This window comes from Alteromonas macleodii, assembly GCF_903772925.1.
Taxonomy (GTDB): domain Bacteria; phylum Pseudomonadota; class Gammaproteobacteria; order Enterobacterales; family Alteromonadaceae; genus Alteromonas; species Alteromonas macleodii_A.
Map to the genome: position 1 here is coordinate 325,011 of NZ_LR812090.1, position 19,247 is coordinate 344,257.

Here is a 19,247-nt window from a genome sequence, read left to right on the forward strand (position 1 = left end):
ATATGAATAAATGAGAAAAGGGCAAAGTTTAGTCTGCCAAAAAGAGCGGCTATGCTAATGCATGGTGTAGTTGGCGTAAACTTAAATCATTCAGTTGGTTTTTAGCTAAAACATCATAGCCTTAAGCAAACGTAACAGAAGGTGAAGGTCTTTCGTGGCATTATATTGATACCAAAAAAGGAGCGAGACCGCGCTGAACTATTTTAGGTGAGCGTTAATGAAGTCTTTACAATATTACTGAAGTGAAAGGGCTAGAAAACCGTGACTATTGAGCAAATGAACTTAAGCGGCATAAAAGGTGTGATATTCGATTTAGACGGCACCTTGGTAGAGTCTAGCCTTAACTTTACACGAATGCGCGCAGACATAGGTTGCCCACAAGACGAGGATATTTTGACCTTTGTTGATGCACTTAGCTGCGCCGAAACCAAAGCGAATGCACACCGCACTATTTTGCAGCACGAACTAGAGGATGCACAGAACGCTAAATGGCTAGCCATAGGCAAAGCCATGGTAAAGAAAGTGCAGGCAAACAACTTACCCATGGCAATAGTTACCCGCAACTGTCGCCAGGCTACCGCAGTTAAGATAGCTAATAACAGCATACCCATCGACTACGTACTTACTCGCGAAGATGCTCCCGCCAAACCCGACCCAACCGCCTTATTGATGGTGGCGAACACATGGCAGCTTCAACCTGAAGACTGCCTGTATGTGGGCGACTTTATTTATGACCAGCAAGCCGCCGAGAATGCTGGGATGAAGTGGTTTTTGGTTTAGACTGAGCAAATGAATTACGTTAGCCTTTTGTCCTGTTGTTTTTCTAGCCGTATTCCGCTCGATATGGTTTGGTATCTGAGTCCCGCCATTTTGCAGAGACTCTGTACCTTGGAATCAGGTACTTCAAACATATAAAGGTAGTTACGTACTAAGACCTGTGTGATTAACTTCGAAATACTATTTTGTTCAAGACTTTTGATAACGCGATGTACAACATCAGTTGAACCGAATTTACCCATGTCGAGAAGTACTGACAAATACACTAATTTAGAAGAGTTCGTTTTTTTCTCATCCATAATTTCGCGAACGATACTTTCAAGGTTTTTGTGGCCGATAGATGACGCAATTTTTCTAATGAAAACATAGGTAATCGTTGATAGCAGTCCAAATAGTGCTTCAGTCGCAACTTTAGATATTTCACTTTCAGTGTAATTATTTTCAGTATTTTTTATATTTGCTTCAACAGCTTTCACTGCTTCTTCAGGATGCTCCCTTACTACAACGAAAATTGACTCAATGGCTCGTAATGGGCCTTCAATAGCTTCTTTAATTAACTTAGTCTTAAGTTCTTTGGGGAGGGAGCCATAGTAGTTTTTACTCAATTGTCCTAATAATTCTACGGCTTTCATTGTCATTCCAAACTGCTTAATTAGGTCGACTATTTCTTCCTTCTCATCCTCGACAGAAGCAAGAGCCTCTTCATCTTCATCTTCATGTATTTCTGCTAGATAATCTTTGCGTTCTTCGTGTTGCAGCCGGTTTTCTTGTGAATCAGCTTGAGAAGCTAGATATTTGATATCTGGTAATGTTTTAACAATTTTATCAATGAAGTTAGAGTCCATATCAAGGTTCGTTGGAGTGTACTCTTCGAAAAGACGTGCTGATCGATGGAGCATTTTTTCGATCAGTACCTTATTTTTAGAATGATGCGTAAGAAACATTAGAATACTCGCCGACTTCTTATCGTTTACATTCTCTATAAGTGCTTCTATTTCTGCTCTAATTTTTTCATCATCGATCGATTGAGCTAAGTAATTGGAAAGAAAAAAGTAGTATACGTAAGGATATTTAAATGAAACTGAATCTTCATCTTTGTTCAATATTTTCGCATTAACGAGTTTTTTCAATCTGTCGCTAATATTTATTGATAGCCCCATGATGTTTTCAAACGTCTTATTGAAGCTGTTGAACTCGTCAACGGAAATTGAGCGAATATCTTGTTCATGAAGAAAGTATGATAGATGACTTATGTAGGTAAAGTATTCATCTAACTCTTCTTTTTTGATATTTGCTAAGCCTAAACTTGAAGTAATGAGGTATTGATAGTAATAACCATGTGAACTGGTGTTAATGTCTGCAGCGCTACCCTCGTCCATACTTTGAAGGACGGTGATAAGAAAGAATGGGTTAGCAGGTATATAATTTTTTCCTAGTACATTGTTAACAGTTTTTATTATAAAGTCATTCTGTTTAATCAATGTATCTTGGCACTCTCTACACGATTCTTTGAGGGTATTCCATTTGTTTACTAGCTCATATCTAAGTTTAAAGCCAAGATTGAGGATGTCATACCATTCATATTCACCGATACTTGGAATATTTGTTACAATACCTTCGCTTAAATTATAAGAGTCAGAAACAAAAATCACGATACTATCGAAGTTATCGTTTAAAAATTGCATCATTTCTTCTATAGACGTTTTCGAACCTTTAATTTTGTCAAAATCATCAAAAATCAAAACCCTATTTAAATTTTCATCAAAATAATCAGCAGTAGGTAACTTTGAATATTGTTCTTGGACTAAACCTCTTATAAAAGAATGATTCAATTTGCTACTTTTCTTTACAGCTCCTCCATCAATAAATACTGGGAAAAAACCTTTTGTAAAGTAATCTTTATAAACCTTCTTCGAAAGAGTAGTCTTTCCGGTATTTTCGTCACCAGATAAAAACAATCTATTACCAAGAGCCCCACTTTCAATCTGTGAAGACGACTTGTTTTTAAGCGTTTGTTTGCTGTTTATTCTGACACTTAGGTTTGGATAAATGAATATATCATCAAGTTCTAAGTTTTTCTTCTCACTATGAATAAATCCAGTTCCTAAACTTGACAGAAATGCAGAAAAGCTCGGAGATAACTCAGCTCCTTTGTTTCTAATTCCTTTTTCCGCAAGAATATTAGATTTTCTTCTCGTACTAAAAATTTCAAATTCTTCTTCATTAAGTTTGAATCTGTCTATTTTTAAATCGTTATTTTCTTGCGTAATACAAAAAAAACCGTCAACTTCTTCCCTGTGCGAATAAAAAGAAACAGATTCAATGAAAAGAGCCTTGGTTGTATCTGTTTCTATGGCGAAATCATCATGCTCGTGCTCATGACCGGATATCACTATCTGGAAATTTTCCTTAAGTTCATTGCGAAAACCCTTTGAATTTTCTAGATTTAGCCAAGAAAAAGGATGGTGAAAAAATACTAAGTTAACTTTTCCTGCTTCAGCTTTTGGCATTTGATCTAGAGGGAAGTGCAGTTCCCCAGCTGATTCTTTTAAGGTAGAGCACCACGCAGTGTTAAGGGAATGAATATAAAGCTCATTATCTATTTTGTATGTTTTGCTTAACAAGTTTTGGCTTTCTAGAGCGTCTGATGCAAACTTTTCTTCAAAGTCGCGATACTCTCTCATGCCTTCAGATGCTGTTTTGATTACGCTTTCATCATACTGCTTACTAGCAAGTAGAATACTTCGGATACTGCCTTCGTACTGAGAAAAGTTGTGATCATGATTTCCCGGGCAGAATACAACTTTTGATATTAGTCGTAGCTCTTCTATCTTGGGTGAAATTAAGTCATATTCAGTTGTATTACCGGAAAAAGCTATGTCACCAGCGAATATAGTCACACAATTAAGGATTTTATTTTCAACTTTAAATTTCTTTATCATTGAAATAGCTTTAGAGAGTTTTTCTAAAACGTTTTTATGATTCTGTGCTGAAATATGTATATCGCTAATACAAAAAATAGAAGTGTTGCTTTCCATAGCGCTGAGTAATCCTTTTAAAGGCGAGGTTCTCTAAGTCTATCTTCTAAAGTAACACAGATGTGACTATGCTAAAAATCAAAAAATTGTTATTTTTAACGTAGCTATATGGTTGCTAATGGTCATTGACGTTCGCCTTTCGACAAGGCAATTTTAAGGCAATGCAACGTTAAGCCCCCCCGGCTATTGCGCTAGATACAGAAAAAGAGTGTCGCATAGGCGACCGCAATAATGAGTTATGGAATAATATAAGAAGTACACGTATGAGAAATATAGTGCTAGATACTAATATCCTTTATCAAGAGGGGGTGTCATCTCGAAATATGCTATTACTTAAGCGCCTCATCAAGGCCGAGGCGGTTCATCTACACATTCCAGAAATAGTCAAACGTGAGTTTATTAGTCGGAAAATTTATGAAGCGAAAGAGAGCTTGAAAAAATCTAGTGACTCTCTAGCAATACTCCTTAAAAAAAGTTTCTACGATAATAAGTTCAAAGATTCAATTGTTAATGCGCAAACCATTTTAAATACCGCTGAAATGGCTATAGAAAATCAAATTCTAGAGCAGTTTAACCGCTGGGTGGACGATCTGGCCGTCAATGTTATTGATTTTAAGCCAGAAGATATTAATCAGGTTCTAGATGATTATTTCAGTGGTAACGGTGTTTATAGAAAAGCAAAGTCTAGAGAGGATATTCCTGATGCAATGATTTGCTCTATTATTACCAATCTTTTGAGGACTGAGGAAAAGTTATCAATAGTCATAAAGGATGGCACATTTAAAGCGCACCTCGAAACGCTTGCTGGAGTAACCATTTATGACTCTCTAGCAGATGTGCTAGAAGAAAGAAGCTTGAAGACAGAGATTGAGCAACTAGATAATCTTTCTGAAAAGGCTGAAACAATTAAAGGTTATCTCAGCTCTCCTCAGTTCTTAGAAAAGCTTTATAGTTTTTTGCAGGATACTAAATCGGAAGTAGGTGAGTTGTATCTAGAGGAGCAGGATGTAATCCTAAACGACCAGTTTGGAATTCAGTCATTCGGAGAAAGAGTTGACTACGTTGCTCCTAGTACTTTGAAAGAATTAAAAATAGATGATGTTGCTTGGCTTGAGAATGAAAGTTATTCGTTGAAAATCTCTTTTATCGCAAAAGGTACAGTACTTTATTGTGCGACTTATGGTGAATATCTGATTCTTGAAAAAAATCTCGAGAGAGATGTTTCGTACGACAGTATGAATGGCGATGGAATTTGTGACCTATCTGAAGTTATGGATTTGCTCTTTGAAGGTCTAGTTACGGTATATATAGAAAAGGAACTAGATGTTGAAGCCGTGAAAGCACATTGCGAGTACCTAGATTCGCCTTCGAACCCCATTAGGATAAGCCTTGATATCGACACTGTGGAAGTGTTGACGCAGGAAGGAAGTACACAATAACATTTTAAGTATGGTTTTGGTTGCGTCAAACATACCTACGCCTTTCAGCCAAAAAGCCAGTCAACAGAAATGATGCCACATAGCCTGCTCCTTGGTACTGCCAGGGCAAGTAGGCTAGGGTGTGTTTCAAGAAGGGTGCGCCGTACAAGGTTAGTGCGCCATAGCCAAAGGCACACAGCACTACAAACATGCTAACGCGAATAATAAAGTGATAAGGTGCAAGAATGCGTTTTACATGGCCGTTAATCAGGTCGCCGTACACCACTAAAATTGTGGCCATAAGCATAATGCTCATTTCGGTGTAATAGGGGCTTAATGCGCGAGAAAGGGCACTGAAAAGTTCACTCATAAAATTACTACTATTATGATGTTTTGCTATGTGCCCATTATAACCACGGCAAAGTCAAAAGCGTTAGCTAACGCCTTTATTTAATGCGCTTACTGCTTTAAAGCCCTGTTCAATAGTGGCTATGCGGTCGGTGGTTTGGTCGCGCTCTACAAATTTATGTTCAATGCCAGCTAACTTGCCGTGCGCAAATATCTCTTTAAAGTTAATAGTGCCTGTGCCCACGTCAGCAAAGCTGCCGTCTTCAGCCAAATCTTTTACATGCCAAAGCTTAAATCGGCCTGGGTACTGCTTAAAGTAATCAACCGGGTTTTTACCTGCTTTTACCGCCCAGTATAAATCAAGTTCCATGGTAACAAGGTCTGGATCGGTCTGGGTAATTAGCACGTCTAACGGTGTCTTGCCATCGCGTACTTCAAACTCGAAATCGTGGTTGTGGTAGGCAAGGGTAATGCCTTCTTTCTTACAGGCTTCACCAATGGTGTTTAGCTTTTCTGCAAGGGCTTGGTAAGGCGCTATACCTGTACCGCGCTGTGCTTCGCTAAGCCAAGGTACCACTAAGTACTTGTGACCAACGGTGTGAGCGTCATCTAAAATTTGTGACAGATTAGTATCGAACGCGTCTAACTGTATATGAGCCGAGGGCGCAGTTAGGCCGTTATCATCAAGTAGTTGCTTAATCTCTTTTGCGCTGTGGTCAAAGTAGCCTGCAAATTCCATTTCCGTATAGCCTACGTCAGCTACCAGTTTAAGCGTAGCCGGTACACTTACTTTCATAATATCTCTTAGGGTATAAAGCTGCAGGCCAACCGCGCTGTTATGCATGCCCTCCATCATTGCTCCTTTATCACCACCATGCCCGTTCGCCAAACTCGTATCTGCTAAAACAGCAGGAGCGCTCATAGCCGCCAATAAACCAGACGAGTATTTAATGAACTGTCGTCTCGAAACGCCAGAGCCAATGTTGCTGGCCGCGTCTAAAATAGCTGTCTTGCTTAAAGTTTCTTTACTCCAATTCACTGTGTGCTCCTTTATATGTCTAGGTTCATAGGGGCTGGCGTTTTATCCTCACTAATTAACTCGAAGCTTTGCCTGTGCTCCCACGTACAATAAGTTCAAACGGCATAATAACCTTGGGGGCTTTGCGAATTTTGCCGTTCAGTAGGTCCACTAAAAGCGTAACCGCCGTTCTACCAAACTCTTCTGCCGGTTGTGCAATAGTCGTTAGCGGCGGGTCGACAAATGCTGAGAACGCAATGTCGTCAAAACCTGCTACAGAAATATCGTTTGGTACATGCAAATTAGCTTGCTTGAAGGCTTGCATAGCACCAATAGCTGTTTCGTCGTTTTCACAAAAAACAGCGGAAGGCCTGTCTTTCAAACGGGCGATAGTTTCACCGGCGTGGTATCCAGCCTGCAATGTAAAGTCGCCCGGAAACAGCAAGTTTTCATCAAAGGAAATACCAGCTTGCGTTAGTGCGTCTTGGTAGCCAACTAACCGGTCTTGGGTCAGCGGGCTTGAGTTTGGCCCTTTGATCATGGCAATGCGGGAATGCCCTAACGATATTAAGTGCTCGGTCATCGCCTTAGCTGCAGCACGGTTGTTTAAAGACACAACGGGGTATTGACCATCGTCAATCACTTCACAGGCATTCACCATAGGAAGTAGGCCGTTGTCATTGACCATAGTGGCATCAAAAGGATTGTGTGCACGCAACTGAATAAGCCCGTCTGCCTGCGAAGTGCTTACCATTTTGGCGTAATGGCTTTCAATTACAGTGTTACCAAGGGTGTTGGCAAGTAAAATGGAATAACCTAGCTCTGCGGCGGCTTCCTGCATTCCGCTAATAACACGGGCAAAAAACACGTTCGCCACAGTGGGAACCAGCACCACCAAATTGTGGGTTTTACCCGAACGAAACTTAACCGCCATTAAATTAGGTTTGTACCCCACAGCCTGAACCGCAGCCATCACCTTGTTGCGTGTTTTAGGAGAAACACGCTCAGGTTGTTGTAGTGTTCTTGATACGGTAGCAACCGAAACGCCGGCACTATCTGCTACATCTCTAATATTTGCCATTTCTATTTTTGTTGTTTGTTAGTTCATGCATGCATTGTAAACCCAACCAGCTAACGGTAGGCGTTATACGATGGTAGCGAATTCAAATTAACTGTGAAGTTAAAATGTAACCGTTTTCATTTTAACTTAAAGAATACGTACTTTAACAAGAACGTCAAAGGTTATTTGTAGATTAATTGTAAATTTCACTTCATCCGCCTTCTATATTCAGCCCGTTTTATCGCCAATTATTGGGGCTTATAGCCAACGTTACACTGCTAAATGTAAACTTTAGATTAATAAAATGCTGTTTTTTGTATTGACCATCAAAATGTAACGGGTTACATTTTATCGTATTAGCTACACCAATAGTGCAATTGCACAAAGAGGAATTTCGATGCAACCAATACGAATGGGAATGATCGGCGGCGGGGAAGGCGCATTTATCGGTGCCGTACATCGCCATGCCGCAGGATTAGATGGGAACTACCAGTTGGTGTGTGGCGCATTTAGCCGCAATGAAGACAATAACTCACGCACTGCCGCATCGTTAAACGTGCCGTTAACTCGCGCATATAGTAGTTGGCAGGCAATGCTTGACGAAGAAGCTAAGTTACCTGAGCAAGAGCGCATGCAGGTGGTAGTAATCGTCACACCTAATCATCTTCATGTACCCATTTCAATTGCCGCTATTAAAGCGGGCTTTCATGTTTTCTGTGAAAAACCAGCAGGCGTTAGCTTTGCTGAAGTAAAAGAGCTGCAAGATGTTATTCACGCAAATGAATCGCTATATGGCTTGGCTCATACCTACCTTGGCTATCCAATGGTATGGCAAGCACGTCATCTTATTGAAAGCGGTAAGCTGGGCAACATTCGAAAAGTGTATGTTGAGTACCCTCAAGGCTGGTTGTCTGGCGAAGAAGAAACGCACAATAAACAAGCGCAGTGGCGCACCGACCCAGCAATTTCTGGGGCAACAGGCGCAATGGGAGACATAGGTACTCATGCCTTTGGTCTGGTTGAGTTTGTATTGAACGACAGTGTTACTTCGCTATGTGGCGAGTTGAACACGCATGTTGAAGGACGTCGATTAGACGATGACGGTGCTGCGCTTATTAAAACTAGAAAGGGCGCGTCGGGTGTGTTGATTGCTTCACAGGTATGTGCCGGTGAGGAAAACGCATTGAAGATCCGTGTATATGGTGACAAAGGCGGTTTACAGTGGCGTCAAATGGAACCTAACTCTGTTATTTATCGTCCCATCGACGCACCTTATCAAGTGTTTAGAGCGGGCCAAGGCCAAGTTGGGCTATGTGATGAAGCATCTGCACGTTGTCGTGTTCCAGCTGGTCATCCAGAGGGTTATTTAGAAGCCATGGCAAACTTGTATACCGACTTTGCCAAAGCAGTGCGTGCTAATCAAAAAGGCAAAGCCGAGGGCGTTCCTGGAATAAATGCTGGCTTACGCGGAATGGTATTTATCGACGCCATGCTAGCTAGTACTGACAGTGACACTAAATGGGAATCAGTTAGTCAGGAAGGAACGCAATAATGCAACTACAACTTAATATGAAAAAGGTGAGCGCTTATGGCTACTAACCAACAACCTATAAAAGGGCCCGCTATCTTCCTTGCTCAGTTTATGGGAAAAGAGGCGCCTTTCGATACGCTTGAAAATATGGCGAAGTGGGCAGCGTCGCTTGGCTATAAGGGAATACAAGTTCCTACCGAACCTAGTCTTTTTGATTTAGAAAAAGCGGCTGAAAGCCAAGAGTACTGCGACAACATCGCAAAAATTTGTAAAGACGCTGGCGTGGAAATAACCGAGCTTTCTACGCACCTACAAGGTCAGTTAGTTGCTGTACACCCTGCTTACGACGAATTATTCGATAACTTTGCACCCTCGCATCTGCATGGTAAGCCACAAGAGCGAACCGAGTGGGCAATCAACCAGCTAAAATGTGCGGCTATCGCTAGTAAACGTTTGGGATTAAAAGCCCACGCCACTTTTTCAGGTGCATTAATGTGGCACTTAGTTTATCCATGGCCTCAGCGTCCAGCTGGCTTGGTTGAGCAAGGCTTTGCTGAACTCGCTAAGCGTTGGAAGCCCATTCTTGATGCATTCGATGATGCTGGCGTAGACGTGTGTTATGAAATCCATCCTGGTGAAGACCTGCACGATGGCGCCTCGTTCGAGCAGTTTTTAAGTGCGGTAGATAATCACCCTCGGGCAAACATTCTTTTTGACCCAAGCCACTTTGTTTTACAGCAGCTTGACTACCTCGACTTTATCGATCGTTACCACAGCCGTATCAAAATGTTCCATGTCAAAGATGCCGAGTTTAACCCTAACGGTAGAAACGGTGTATATGGCGGCTATCAAGACTGGCAAGAACGAGCTGGCCGTTTTCGCTCTCTTGGCGACGGGCAGGTCGATTTCAAAGGAATTTTTAGCAAGCTTACCCAGTACGGCTTTACCGGCTGGGCAGTTCTTGAGTGGGAATGCTGCTTAAAAGACAGTGCGCAAGGTGCTGCTGAAGGCGCGCCTTTCATTGCTTCACATATTATTGAGCCAAGCAAATACGCGTTTGACGATTTTGCGGGTGGTGCCGTGAGTGAAGCGAAGAATAATCGTATTTTAGGGCTTGAGCGCTAAGCGCCATCAACAGGATAGCAATAACTATGATAACCCTACGCCTGAGTTTGATGATGTTCCTTCAGTTCTTCATTTGGGGAGGCTGGTTTGTAACATTAGGTACGTATTTGTCGAATACCTTGGCTGCTAATGGCGGGCAAATCGGTATGGCTTTCTCAACCCAAAGTTGGGGCGCCATTATCGCCCCCTTCATTGTGGGGCTTATTGCCGACCGATTCTTTAATGCAGAAAAGATCCTCGGTTTCTTACACCTCGTTGGCGCCGTACTTATGTATTGTATGTACCAAGCGAATGATTTTGTCAGCTTCTACCCTTATGTGTTGGCGTACATGATTGCCTATATGCCTACGCTGGCATTAGTCAATTCGGTGTCATTCGGGCAAATGGTCGACCCGTCGAAAGAGTTCGGAAAAGTTCGTGTGTGGGGCACTATCGGCTGGATTGTGGCAGGTCTTATGATTAGCTATGTATTCTCATGGGATTCTGCCCAATCTATTGCCGATGGTATGCTCAAAAACACCTTATTATTATGCAGCATTGCCTCGTTAATTTTAGGTGTGTTCAGTTTTACGCTACCTAACACGCCTCCTAAATCTAGCGGCAAAGCCGTAACCATACGGGATATTCTAGGCTTAGATGCGTTGGCACTGCTCAAAGATAAGAACTTCTTTGTGTTCTTTCTCTCATCGGTACTCATTTGTATTCCGCTGGCCTTTTACTACCAAAATGCTAACCCTTTTCTTACCGAAATAGGCGTTGAAAACGCCACGGGAAAAATGACATTGGGCCAAGTATCTGAAGTACTGTTTATGTTGGCTCTACCGGTATTTTTGAATCGCTTTGGCATTAAAGCCACCTTAGTAATTGGTATGGCTGCATGGGTAATTCGCTATGCGCTGTTCGCATTTGGGAACGCAGACGAAAGTTTGTTCATGCTTATTATCGGTATTGCACTGCACGGCATTTGTTACGACTTCTTCTTTGTATCAGGGCAAATCTATACCAATGCGAAAGCGGGAGAACATGTAAAAAGTGCCGCGCAAGGGCTAATTACCCTAGCAACATACGGCGTAGGTATGCTGATGGGGTTTGCTGTAGCAGGCGCAATTACCGATACCTATACGTTGGAAACAGGTGCCCATAGTTGGCAGCAGGTTTGGTTATTCCCAGCAGCGTTTGCCGCGGTGGTGTTAGTGCTCTTTGCCATTCTATTTAGAAAGGAGAAGGTTAATGCCGATGCATAACAATGCCCGCAGAAAGTTACTTCAAAGCATGGCAATGACTGGGGTAGGAATAGCTGGAGTAGGATTAACCGCCTCTGGTTTAGCGGCAGCCGATTCAACCACAGCACGTAAAGGTAGCAATGCCATGAATACACCGCTTAAAGGCAATGTGAATCACTCGGTAAGTCGATGGACTTACGGCGATTTAAGCATTGAAGAGTTGTGCGAAACTGTTAAGCAATTAGGGTTTGGAGCAATTGATTTGGTTGGCCCTGAAGATTGGCCTGTACTAAAGCAATATGGCATCGACTCTTCTATGTGTAATGGCGCTGAAATTAGCCTTGAAGATGGCTTTATTCATGCTGAATTACACGATGAACTAGAAGCGCGCTATTTAAAGCACATAGATTTAGTCGCCGATGCAGGTTACACCAACCTTATTTGTTTTAGCGGTAATGCCAGAGGCATGTCGCCCGAAGACGGGCTTGAAAATGCCGTCAAAGGATTACAGCGAATTTTGCCTCACGCCCAAAAACGCAACGTAGTGATCTTCATGGAGCTATTCAACAGCAAAGTCGATCACCCTGATTACATGGCCGACAACTCTGCGTGGGGCATAGAACTTTGCAAACGTCTTGGTTCTGAGCACTTCTCACTACTTTACGATATCTACCACATGCAAATTAATGAGGGCGATATCATCCGAACTATTCGCGATAACCATCAGTACTTTGGTCATTATCACACGGCCGGCGTTCCTGGACGTCACGAAATAGATGCTTCACAAGAACTTAATTATGAAGCCATTGCTAAAGCCATTGTTCAGACCGGATTCAAAGGCTATCTAGCACAAGAGTTTATACCCACACCGAAAAGCAAAGCCAGCAGAATCGAGTCGCTAAACCAGGCGATTCAAATCTGCGATGTATAACGTGCGAACAGGCACAGCGACGAATGAAGTTTTAAGGACGTGTTATGGCGAGTAACGAATACGATGCAATAGTCATTGGATCTGGTATCAGTGGCGGTTGGGCAGCTAAAGAGCTTACCGAGAAAGGCTTAAAAGTGCTTATGCTCGAGCGTGGTCAAAATATTGAACATATTAAAGACTACAAGAATGCCCACAAAGAAGATTGGGATTATCCACATCGCGACTTACCTACACAGGCGATGAAAGTAGATTATCCCGTTCTTAAGCGCGACTACCCATTAAACGAAAAAACCTACGGTATGTGGGCAAACGAAAAAGCAAATCCTTACACAGAAGATAAGCGCTTTGACTGGTACAGAGGCTACCATGTAGGCGGGCGCTCACTGTTATGGGGGCGCCAAAGCTACCGTTTAAACAAAGAAGATTTTGAAGCCAATGCTAAAGAAGGTATAGCGGTTGACTGGCCTATTCGCTACGAAGACTTAGCACCCTGGTATGACTATGTAGAAAAATTCGCAGGTATCAGCGGCAACCGAGATGGTTTAGACGTGTTGCCTGATGGTATTTACCAGCCGCCGATGCCAATGAATATTGTAGAGGAAAGTGTCGCTGCACGGGTTAAAAAAGCTTACGAAGGCTCGCGCCATTTAGTACACGGTCGAACATCTAACATGACACAAAGCAAACCTGAAGAAGGGCGTGTTCATTGTCAGTACCGCAATAAGTGTTGGTTGGGGTGTCCGTTTGGTGGCTACTTTAGTACACAAGCATCTACGCTTCCGGCTGCTGTTAAAACAGGTAACTTAACCCTTCGTCCTTTCTCGATTGTAAAAGAGATCTTGTTCGACAAAGACAAAAAGCGCGCAACTGGTGTTGAAATTATCGATGCAGAAACCAACGAGACCTATGTATTCAAAAGTAAAATCGTTTTCGTTAATGCGTCAGCTTTGAACTCGGCGTGGGTACTAATGAATTCTGCCACAGATGTGTGGGACGGTGGATTAGGAAGCAGTAGTGGCGAGCTAGGCCACAACGTTATGGACCACCATTTTAGAGTAGGAGCATCGGCAGAAGTAGAAGGTTTTGACGATAAATATACTTTTGGACGCAGACCAAGCGGTTTCTATGTACCAAGGTTTAGAAATTGGGATGGCGATAAGCGTGACTATCTACGTGGATTCGGCTATCAGGGCAGCGCAAGTCGTTCAGGCTGGCGCAAAGACATTGCCGAGCTTGGTATAGGAGCAGGGCTAAAAGATGCGATCACCGAGCCGGGTCCTTGGACCATCGGGATGACAGCTTTCGGCGAAATTCTTCCGTATCACGAAAACAAAGTGTACCTAAACAAAAAAGTCACCGATAAGTGGGGCTTGCCAGTACTTGCCATGGACGTTGAGATCAAAGAAAACGAACTCAAGATGCGTAAAGATATGCAGCAAGACGCCGTTGATATGTTCGAAGCAGCTGGGCTTAAGAATGTTCAAGGTTGGGATGCCGACTATGCTCCTGGCATGGGTATTCACGAAATGGGTACGGCGCGTATGGGCAGAGATCCAAAAACGTCCGTGTTAAATGCGCATAACCAAGTATGGGACGCACCTAACGTATTTGTTACAGACGGTGCAGCAATGACATCGGGCAGTTGTGTTAACCCGTCGCTAACCTATATGGCGCTAACGGCAAGAGCTGCTGAATTTGCCGTGGAAGAGTTAAAGCGAGGAAATCTTTAATGGAACGCAGAGAACTACTTAAACTTATCGCGACAGCCACGGGTACGGCGTTATTTGCAGGAAATGTGTTTGCATACAAAGATATTCCTGCGGTACCGCTAAGTGACACATTATTTAATGAAAAAGACGTGGCTCTACTCAATGAGATGGGGGAGGTAATCATCCCCCAAACAGATACGCCTGGAGCAAAAGCTGCAAACGTTGGCGCAACAATGGCTGTGCTGGTAACCGATTGCTACACACCCTTACTTCAAAAGACGTTTGTCGATGGCATAAAGAAAATATCTTCATTAAGTCAAAGTCGCTTCAATAAGCCATTTATCCAGCTTTCCAAGCAAGAGCGAGAAACCTTCTTTAATGATTTGGATGTGGAAGCAAAAGCGGCGAACCTTTCTAACGGCGTTTATCAAGGCGTTGAAACAGGCAAGCCAAGTCAATGGGAGCCTGGTACCGATGAGCCAACCCCTCACTACTTCACCTTATTAAAGCAACTGACACTTTATTGCTTTTTCACGTCACAAGTTGGTGCCACCAAAGTACTTCGATATGTAGCTATTCCTGGGCGTTACGATGGAGCATTTCCTTATAAGAAGGGCGACAAAGCGTGGGCCACGTAAGCCTGATATACATACGTTTGATAGACATAAGCCTGATACAAAAGCTTAGTGAATAAAGCAAAACAAGAAAGCCAATTGCTACATAGTGATGAAACAGATTAAAAAAGGTACTAACACAATGAATAAGACTCTTCTTGCCTCTACAGTGGCGCTACTTATGCCGCTTACCGCGTGCGCTACAACAGAAGCAGATACAGAGAAAAGCGAGTCACGTCTAACTCGTGAAAAGCAGGCAGCCAAAACAGAAGTTTGGGAGCCGGTTCCGGAAGTTGTCTCTTTTGATGAGAATGGCGTGCCTTCTGATGCTACCATTTTACTTGGCAATGACTTATCAAATTGGAGTTCGGTAAAAGAAGGTGAGGCTAAATGGACGCTTCAAAAAGGTGTACTTACCGTAAAACCGGGCACGGGCGATATTAAAACGAACGAAGCGTTTTGTGACGTACAACTACACGTAGAGTGGAAAGCGCCTCAGCCAGAAGCAGGTATGGAAGGACAGCAGCGTAATAACAGCGGTATCTTCCTTCAACAAAGATACGAGATTCAGGTATTAGACTCATATCAGAATAAGACCTATCCCAATGGTCAGGCGGCAAGTGTATATAAACAAACTATCCCGTTAGTTAATGCTATGAAGGCCCCTGGTGAGTGGCAAACCTATGACATTATCTATAAAGCTCCTACCTTTAACGGTGAAGACTTAGCAACAAAGGGCTATGTTACCGTTATACATAATGGCGTAGTAGTTCAAAACCATACCGAGATCCAAGGAACCACAGAATGGATAGGTGCACCTAAATATAAAGCGCACGGATGTGCCCCGCTTCAATTGCAAGATCACGGTAACTTAGTGAGCTTCAAAAATATGTGGGTAAGACCGCTTTAAAACGCAAGCCGATATATATCTTCAATCTCTTCAATACTTAATTGCTTGGGATTATTGCGAAGAAGGCGAGTTACTTTACTCGCTTCTTCTGCTAGTTCCCCTACACAAGTTGGCGAAATATTAAAATGGGTGAGTGAAGCGGGTATGTCTACATCCCTACACAGCTTTTCTATAGCACCTAATAGCAGCTTAACTGCCTCTTCTTTTGAATGGTGGCGCTCACATACCTTCAGTAGCTTGGCCACGCAGTAAAGTTTGTCTTGGCAGAAAGGCGCATTAACTTTCAACACGTGGGGAAGCATTACAGCGTTACTCATACCGTGTGATAAATGAAAGCGCCCGCCTAAGGGATAAGCCAGTGCATGTACTGCGCCCACGCCGGCATTTCCAAACGCAAGACCAGCCATTAAACTGCCGGTGGCCATATCTTCACGAGCCGACAGGTTCTCACCATTATTATAAGCGTGTACTAATGAACTAAAGATAAGCTTAAGCGCCTTCTCTGCAAGTGCGTCGGTAATGGGGCTAGCATTAACACTGATATAGGCTTCAAGGGCGTGAACGAACGCGTCTATTCCACTAGCTGCTGTAATGGAGGGAGGGCAGGTTTTTGTCATTTCAGGTGCAACAATTGCTACATCGGGTAATAAGCAGTGGCTAACAATGCCTTTTTTCATTTGTGCTTTAGGGTCAGACAAAATAGCAATGTTGGTAACTTCGGAACCTGTACCAGCGGTAGTGGGGATAACAATAAGGGGGAGGTTTCTTTGTGTAAGCGTATTTTCACCGAAGAGTTCTAAAAGAGGTCCGGTATAATCATAAGTAGAGGCTAGTACTTTAGCGCTATCAATAGCACTGCCTCCGCCCAGCGCAATTATCCCGTCTATCTGTTTTTCCCGAAGCAAGCCCAACTTTCTTTCTATAACGTCTACTTCAGGCTCAGGAGGTACGTCATCGACAATAAGTAAAGGTTTAGAAGAAATGAGCGTGAGTATTTGGTCGAGAAGCCCTGAAGAAGATACGCCTTTATCAGTTATCACAGCGCAGTTATTTATGCCTAAACGCTTCATCTCATCAGCAAGGGCTTTAATAGCACCAAGTCCTGTAATGAGTTTTCCCGCGGTCTTAAATTCCGAAACCTTCATAGAGTGCTCCTGATAACGACGTACTTTTAATAGCTACGAGTTCTTTAATTTATAGTACAACACAGCGGATACCACTTAACTAAGCTTATAGATGCTTAAAAGTGAGGTGAATTCGTGGTTTTAATGAACGTTTTGTTTGTTGTTTGTGCAAACGATCGAAAAATAAGGTTTTTTTCGAAATAAGTGTTGACGTGAGCGCTCATTTCCCTAAAATGCGCATCCGCTTCGGGGGAAAAGCAAAACAGCAACCCTCCTGAAGTAAGTCTCTACTACCTGCATAGGCCAGTAAAGACGGGAGTTTAGAAGAAACGCTTCAGAAAATAAATTTTCAAAAAGTGTTGACAACGAAAACTTCCAGCGTATAATGCGCACCTCACTCGAACAGGGTGAGTCACTAAGAAGCAACGGCTTCTGGTGAATTGCGACGAAGTCGCAATGTTCTTTAACAATTTAGACAAGACAATCTGTGTGGGCACTCGTTAAGAGTGTCACAACGACGATTCATATTTCGATATATTTAATTGAAGAGTTTGATCATGGCTCAGATTGAACGCTGGCGGCAGGCCTAACACATGCAAGTCGAACGGTAACAGGAAGTGCTTGCACTTCGCTGACGAGTGGCGGACGGGTGAGTAATGCTTGGGAACTTGCCTTTGCGAGGGGGATAACAGTTGGAAACGACTGCTAATACCGCATAATGTCTACGGACCAAACGGGGCTTAGGCTCCGGCGCAAAGAGAGGCCCAAGTGAGATTAGCTAGTTGGTAAGGTAAAGGCTTACCAAGGCAACGATCTCTAGCTGTTCTGAGAGGAAGATCAGCCACACTGGAACTGAGACACGGTCCAGACTCCTACGGGAGGCAGCAGTGGGGAATATTGCACAATGGGGGAAACCCTGATGCAGCCATGCCGCGTGTGTGAAGAAGGCCTTCGGGTTGTAAAGCACTTTCAGTTGTGAGGAAAAGTTAGTAGTTAATACCTGCTAGCCGTGACGTTAACAACAGAAGAAGCACCGGCTAACTCCGTGCCAGCAGCCGCGGTAATACGGAGGGTGCGAGCGTTAATCGGAATTACTGGGCGTAAAGCGCACGCAGGCGGTTTGTTAAGCTAGATGTGAAAGCCCCGGGCTCAACCTGGGATGGTCATTTAGAACTGGCAGACTAGAGTCTTGGAGAGGGGAGTGGAATTCCAGGTGTAGCGGTGAAATGCGTAGATATCTGGAGGAACATCAGTGGCGAAGGCGACTCCCTGGCCAAAGACTGACGCTCATGTGCGAAAGTGTGGGTAGCGAACAGGATTAGATACCCTGGTAGTCCACACCGTAAACGCTGTCTACTAGCTGTTTGTGACTTTAAGTCGTGAGTAGCGAAGCTAACGCGCTAAGTAGACCGCCTGGGGAGTACGGCCGCAAGGTTAAAACTCAAATGAATTGACGGGGGCCCGCACAAGCGGTGGAGCATGTGGTTTAATTCGATGCAACGCGAAGAACCTTACCTACACTTGACATGCAGAGAACTTTCTAGAGATAGATTGGTGCCTTCGGGAACTCTGACACAGGTGCTGCATGGCTGTCGTCAGCTCGTGTCGTGAGATGTTGGGTTAAGTCCCGCAACGAGCGCAACCCTTGTCCTTAGTTGCCAGCATTAAGTTGGGCACTCTAAGGAGACTGCCGGTGACAAACCGGAGGAAGGTGGGGACGACGTCAAGTCATCATGGCCCTTACGTGTAGGGCTACACACGTGCTACAATGGCATTTACAGAGGGAAGCGAGACAGTGATGTGGAGCGGACCCCTTAAAGAATGTCGTAGTCCGGATTGGAGTCTGCAACTCGACTCCATGAAGTCGGAATCGCTAGTAATCGCAGGTCAGAATACTGCGGTGAATACGTTCCCGGGCCTTGTACACACCGCCCGTCACACCATGGGAGTGGGATGCAAAAGAAGTAGTTAGTCTAACCTTCGGGAGGACGATTACCACTTTGTGTTTCATGACTGGGGTGAAGTCGTAACAAGGTAACCCTAGGGGAACCTGGGGTTGGATCACCTCCTTACCATTACGTCGAAAGACGCACTTGATGCAGTGCCTACACAGATAGTCTTGTTTAAAATGAAGAACGACACAAGTTTATGGGGCTATAGCTCAGCTGGGAGAGCGCCTGATTTGCATTCAGGAGGTCAGCAGTTCGATCCTGCTTAGCTCCACCATCTACTTGAAACTGGGTTTGTTGCTAACAAACTTAGAAACTGAAGGCTTGTAGCTCAGCTGGTTAGAGCGCACCCCTGATAAGGGTGAGGTCGGCAGTTCAAGTCTGCCCAAGCCTACCATTTCCTTGCTTTAAGAAAGGAAGGTAATAAAGGTAGAAATGTGTCACGTTGGACCCGAAATCCTAATGAATATTT

General features: G+C 43.6%; 14 protein-coding genes, 2 tRNA genes and 1 rRNA gene. 12 read left to right on the plus strand and 5 right to left on the minus strand.

Annotated elements, in window-relative coordinates; genetic code table 11:
- Nucleotides 1-261 precede the first annotated feature (261 nt).
- A complete protein-coding gene (locus PCAR9_RS01410) occupies nucleotides 262-780 on the plus strand; it encodes an HAD family hydrolase (protein ID WP_179982098.1) in 519 nt (172 codons plus the stop codon).
- A gap of 14 nt (nucleotides 781-794) precedes the next feature.
- Here PCAR9_RS01410 and PCAR9_RS01415 read toward each other — a convergent pair whose 3' ends face one another.
- A complete protein-coding gene (locus PCAR9_RS01415) occupies nucleotides 795-3,815 on the minus strand; it encodes an anti-phage protein (protein WP_179982099.1) in 3,021 nt (1,006 codons plus the stop codon).
- A gap of 263 nt (nucleotides 3,816-4,078) precedes the next feature.
- On the opposite strand from PCAR9_RS01415, the gene PCAR9_RS01420 reads away from it, so the two are divergent.
- Nucleotides 4,079-5,254: a PIN domain-containing protein gene (locus PCAR9_RS01420; RefSeq protein WP_179982100.1), complete on the plus strand. Its 1,176-nt coding sequence runs from the start codon at nucleotides 4,079-4,081 to the stop codon at nucleotides 5,252-5,254.
- A 25-nt stretch (nucleotides 5,255-5,279) separates the two neighbouring features.
- On the opposite strand, the gene PCAR9_RS01425 is transcribed toward PCAR9_RS01420, so the two are convergent.
- The 3 genes from PCAR9_RS01425 to PCAR9_RS01435 form a co-directional block, all read right to left on the minus strand.
- On the minus strand, nucleotides 5,280-5,603 hold the full coding sequence (locus PCAR9_RS01425; protein WP_179982101.1) for a DUF3392 family protein: 324 nt from the start codon (nucleotides 5,601-5,603) through the stop codon (nucleotides 5,280-5,282).
- Between the two features lie 63 nt (nucleotides 5,604-5,666).
- Entirely contained in the window at nucleotides 5,667-6,620 is a 954-nt protein-coding gene (locus PCAR9_RS01430; RefSeq protein WP_179982102.1) for a sugar phosphate isomerase/epimerase family protein, read from the minus strand.
- Between the two features lie 55 nt (nucleotides 6,621-6,675).
- Entirely contained in the window at nucleotides 6,676-7,680 is a 1,005-nt protein-coding gene (locus PCAR9_RS01435) for a LacI family DNA-binding transcriptional regulator (RefSeq protein WP_179982103.1), read from the minus strand.
- A gap of 376 nt (nucleotides 7,681-8,056) precedes the next feature.
- Between PCAR9_RS01435 and PCAR9_RS01440 the strand changes: the two genes are divergently transcribed.
- The 7 genes from PCAR9_RS01440 (at nucleotide 8,057) to PCAR9_RS01470 (ending at nucleotide 15,702) form a co-directional block, all read left to right on the plus strand.
- The gene (locus PCAR9_RS01440) at nucleotides 8,057-9,211 is read left to right on the plus strand and encodes a Gfo/Idh/MocA family protein (protein WP_179982104.1); all 1,155 of its coding nucleotides are present in this window, start codon (nucleotides 8,057-8,059) and stop codon (nucleotides 9,209-9,211) included.
- 36 nt (nucleotides 9,212-9,247) lie between these two features.
- Nucleotides 9,248-10,315, plus strand: coding sequence for a sugar phosphate isomerase/epimerase family protein (locus tag PCAR9_RS01445; RefSeq protein WP_179982105.1), 1,068 nt, complete (start codon nucleotides 9,248-9,250; stop codon nucleotides 10,313-10,315).
- A gap of 26 nt (nucleotides 10,316-10,341) precedes the next feature.
- The gene (locus tag PCAR9_RS01450; RefSeq protein WP_179982106.1) at nucleotides 10,342-11,559 is read left to right on the plus strand and encodes a nucleoside permease; all 1,218 of its coding nucleotides are present in this window, start codon (nucleotides 10,342-10,344) and stop codon (nucleotides 11,557-11,559) included.
- Nucleotides 11,552-12,469, plus strand: a complete 918-nt coding sequence (locus PCAR9_RS01455) for a hydroxypyruvate isomerase family protein (protein WP_179985119.1) — start codon at nucleotides 11,552-11,554, stop codon at nucleotides 12,467-12,469. The genes PCAR9_RS01450 and PCAR9_RS01455 overlap by 8 nt, the downstream gene beginning before the upstream one ends.
- Before the next feature lie 44 nt (nucleotides 12,470-12,513).
- The gene (locus PCAR9_RS01460; RefSeq protein ID WP_179982107.1) at nucleotides 12,514-14,199 is read left to right on the plus strand and encodes a GMC oxidoreductase; all 1,686 of its coding nucleotides are present in this window, start codon (nucleotides 12,514-12,516) and stop codon (nucleotides 14,197-14,199) included.
- Nucleotides 14,199-14,816 (plus strand): gluconate 2-dehydrogenase subunit 3 family protein, encoded by a 618-nt coding sequence (locus PCAR9_RS01465; RefSeq protein WP_179982108.1) that lies wholly within the window; start codon nucleotides 14,199-14,201, stop codon nucleotides 14,814-14,816. Before PCAR9_RS01460 ends, PCAR9_RS01465 begins: the two co-directional genes overlap by 1 nt.
- 118 nt (nucleotides 14,817-14,934) lie before the next feature.
- A complete protein-coding gene (locus tag PCAR9_RS01470; protein ID WP_179982109.1) occupies nucleotides 14,935-15,702 on the plus strand; it encodes a 3-keto-disaccharide hydrolase in 768 nt (255 codons plus the stop codon).
- Here the strand turns inward: PCAR9_RS01470 and PCAR9_RS01475 are convergent.
- On the minus strand, nucleotides 15,699-16,847 hold the full coding sequence (locus tag PCAR9_RS01475; RefSeq protein WP_179982110.1) for an iron-containing alcohol dehydrogenase: 1,149 nt from the start codon (nucleotides 16,845-16,847) through the stop codon (nucleotides 15,699-15,701). The two genes, PCAR9_RS01470 and PCAR9_RS01475, sit on opposite strands and share 4 nt — an antisense overlap.
- Nucleotides 16,848-17,365: 518 nt before the next feature.
- Here PCAR9_RS01475 and PCAR9_RS01480 point away from each other — a divergent pair.
- The 3 genes from PCAR9_RS01480 to PCAR9_RS01490 all read left to right on the plus strand — a co-directional run bounded on the left by PCAR9_RS01480 (nucleotide 17,366) and on the right by PCAR9_RS01490 (nucleotide 19,172).
- Nucleotides 17,366-18,898 (plus strand): 16S ribosomal RNA (locus PCAR9_RS01480).
- Between the two features lie 78 nt (nucleotides 18,899-18,976).
- Nucleotides 18,977-19,052, plus strand: a tRNA-Ala gene (locus PCAR9_RS01485).
- Nucleotides 19,053-19,095: 43 nt separating this feature from the next.
- A tRNA-Ile gene (locus tag PCAR9_RS01490) sits at nucleotides 19,096-19,172 on the plus strand.
- Nucleotides 19,173-19,247: the final 75 nt, after the last annotated feature.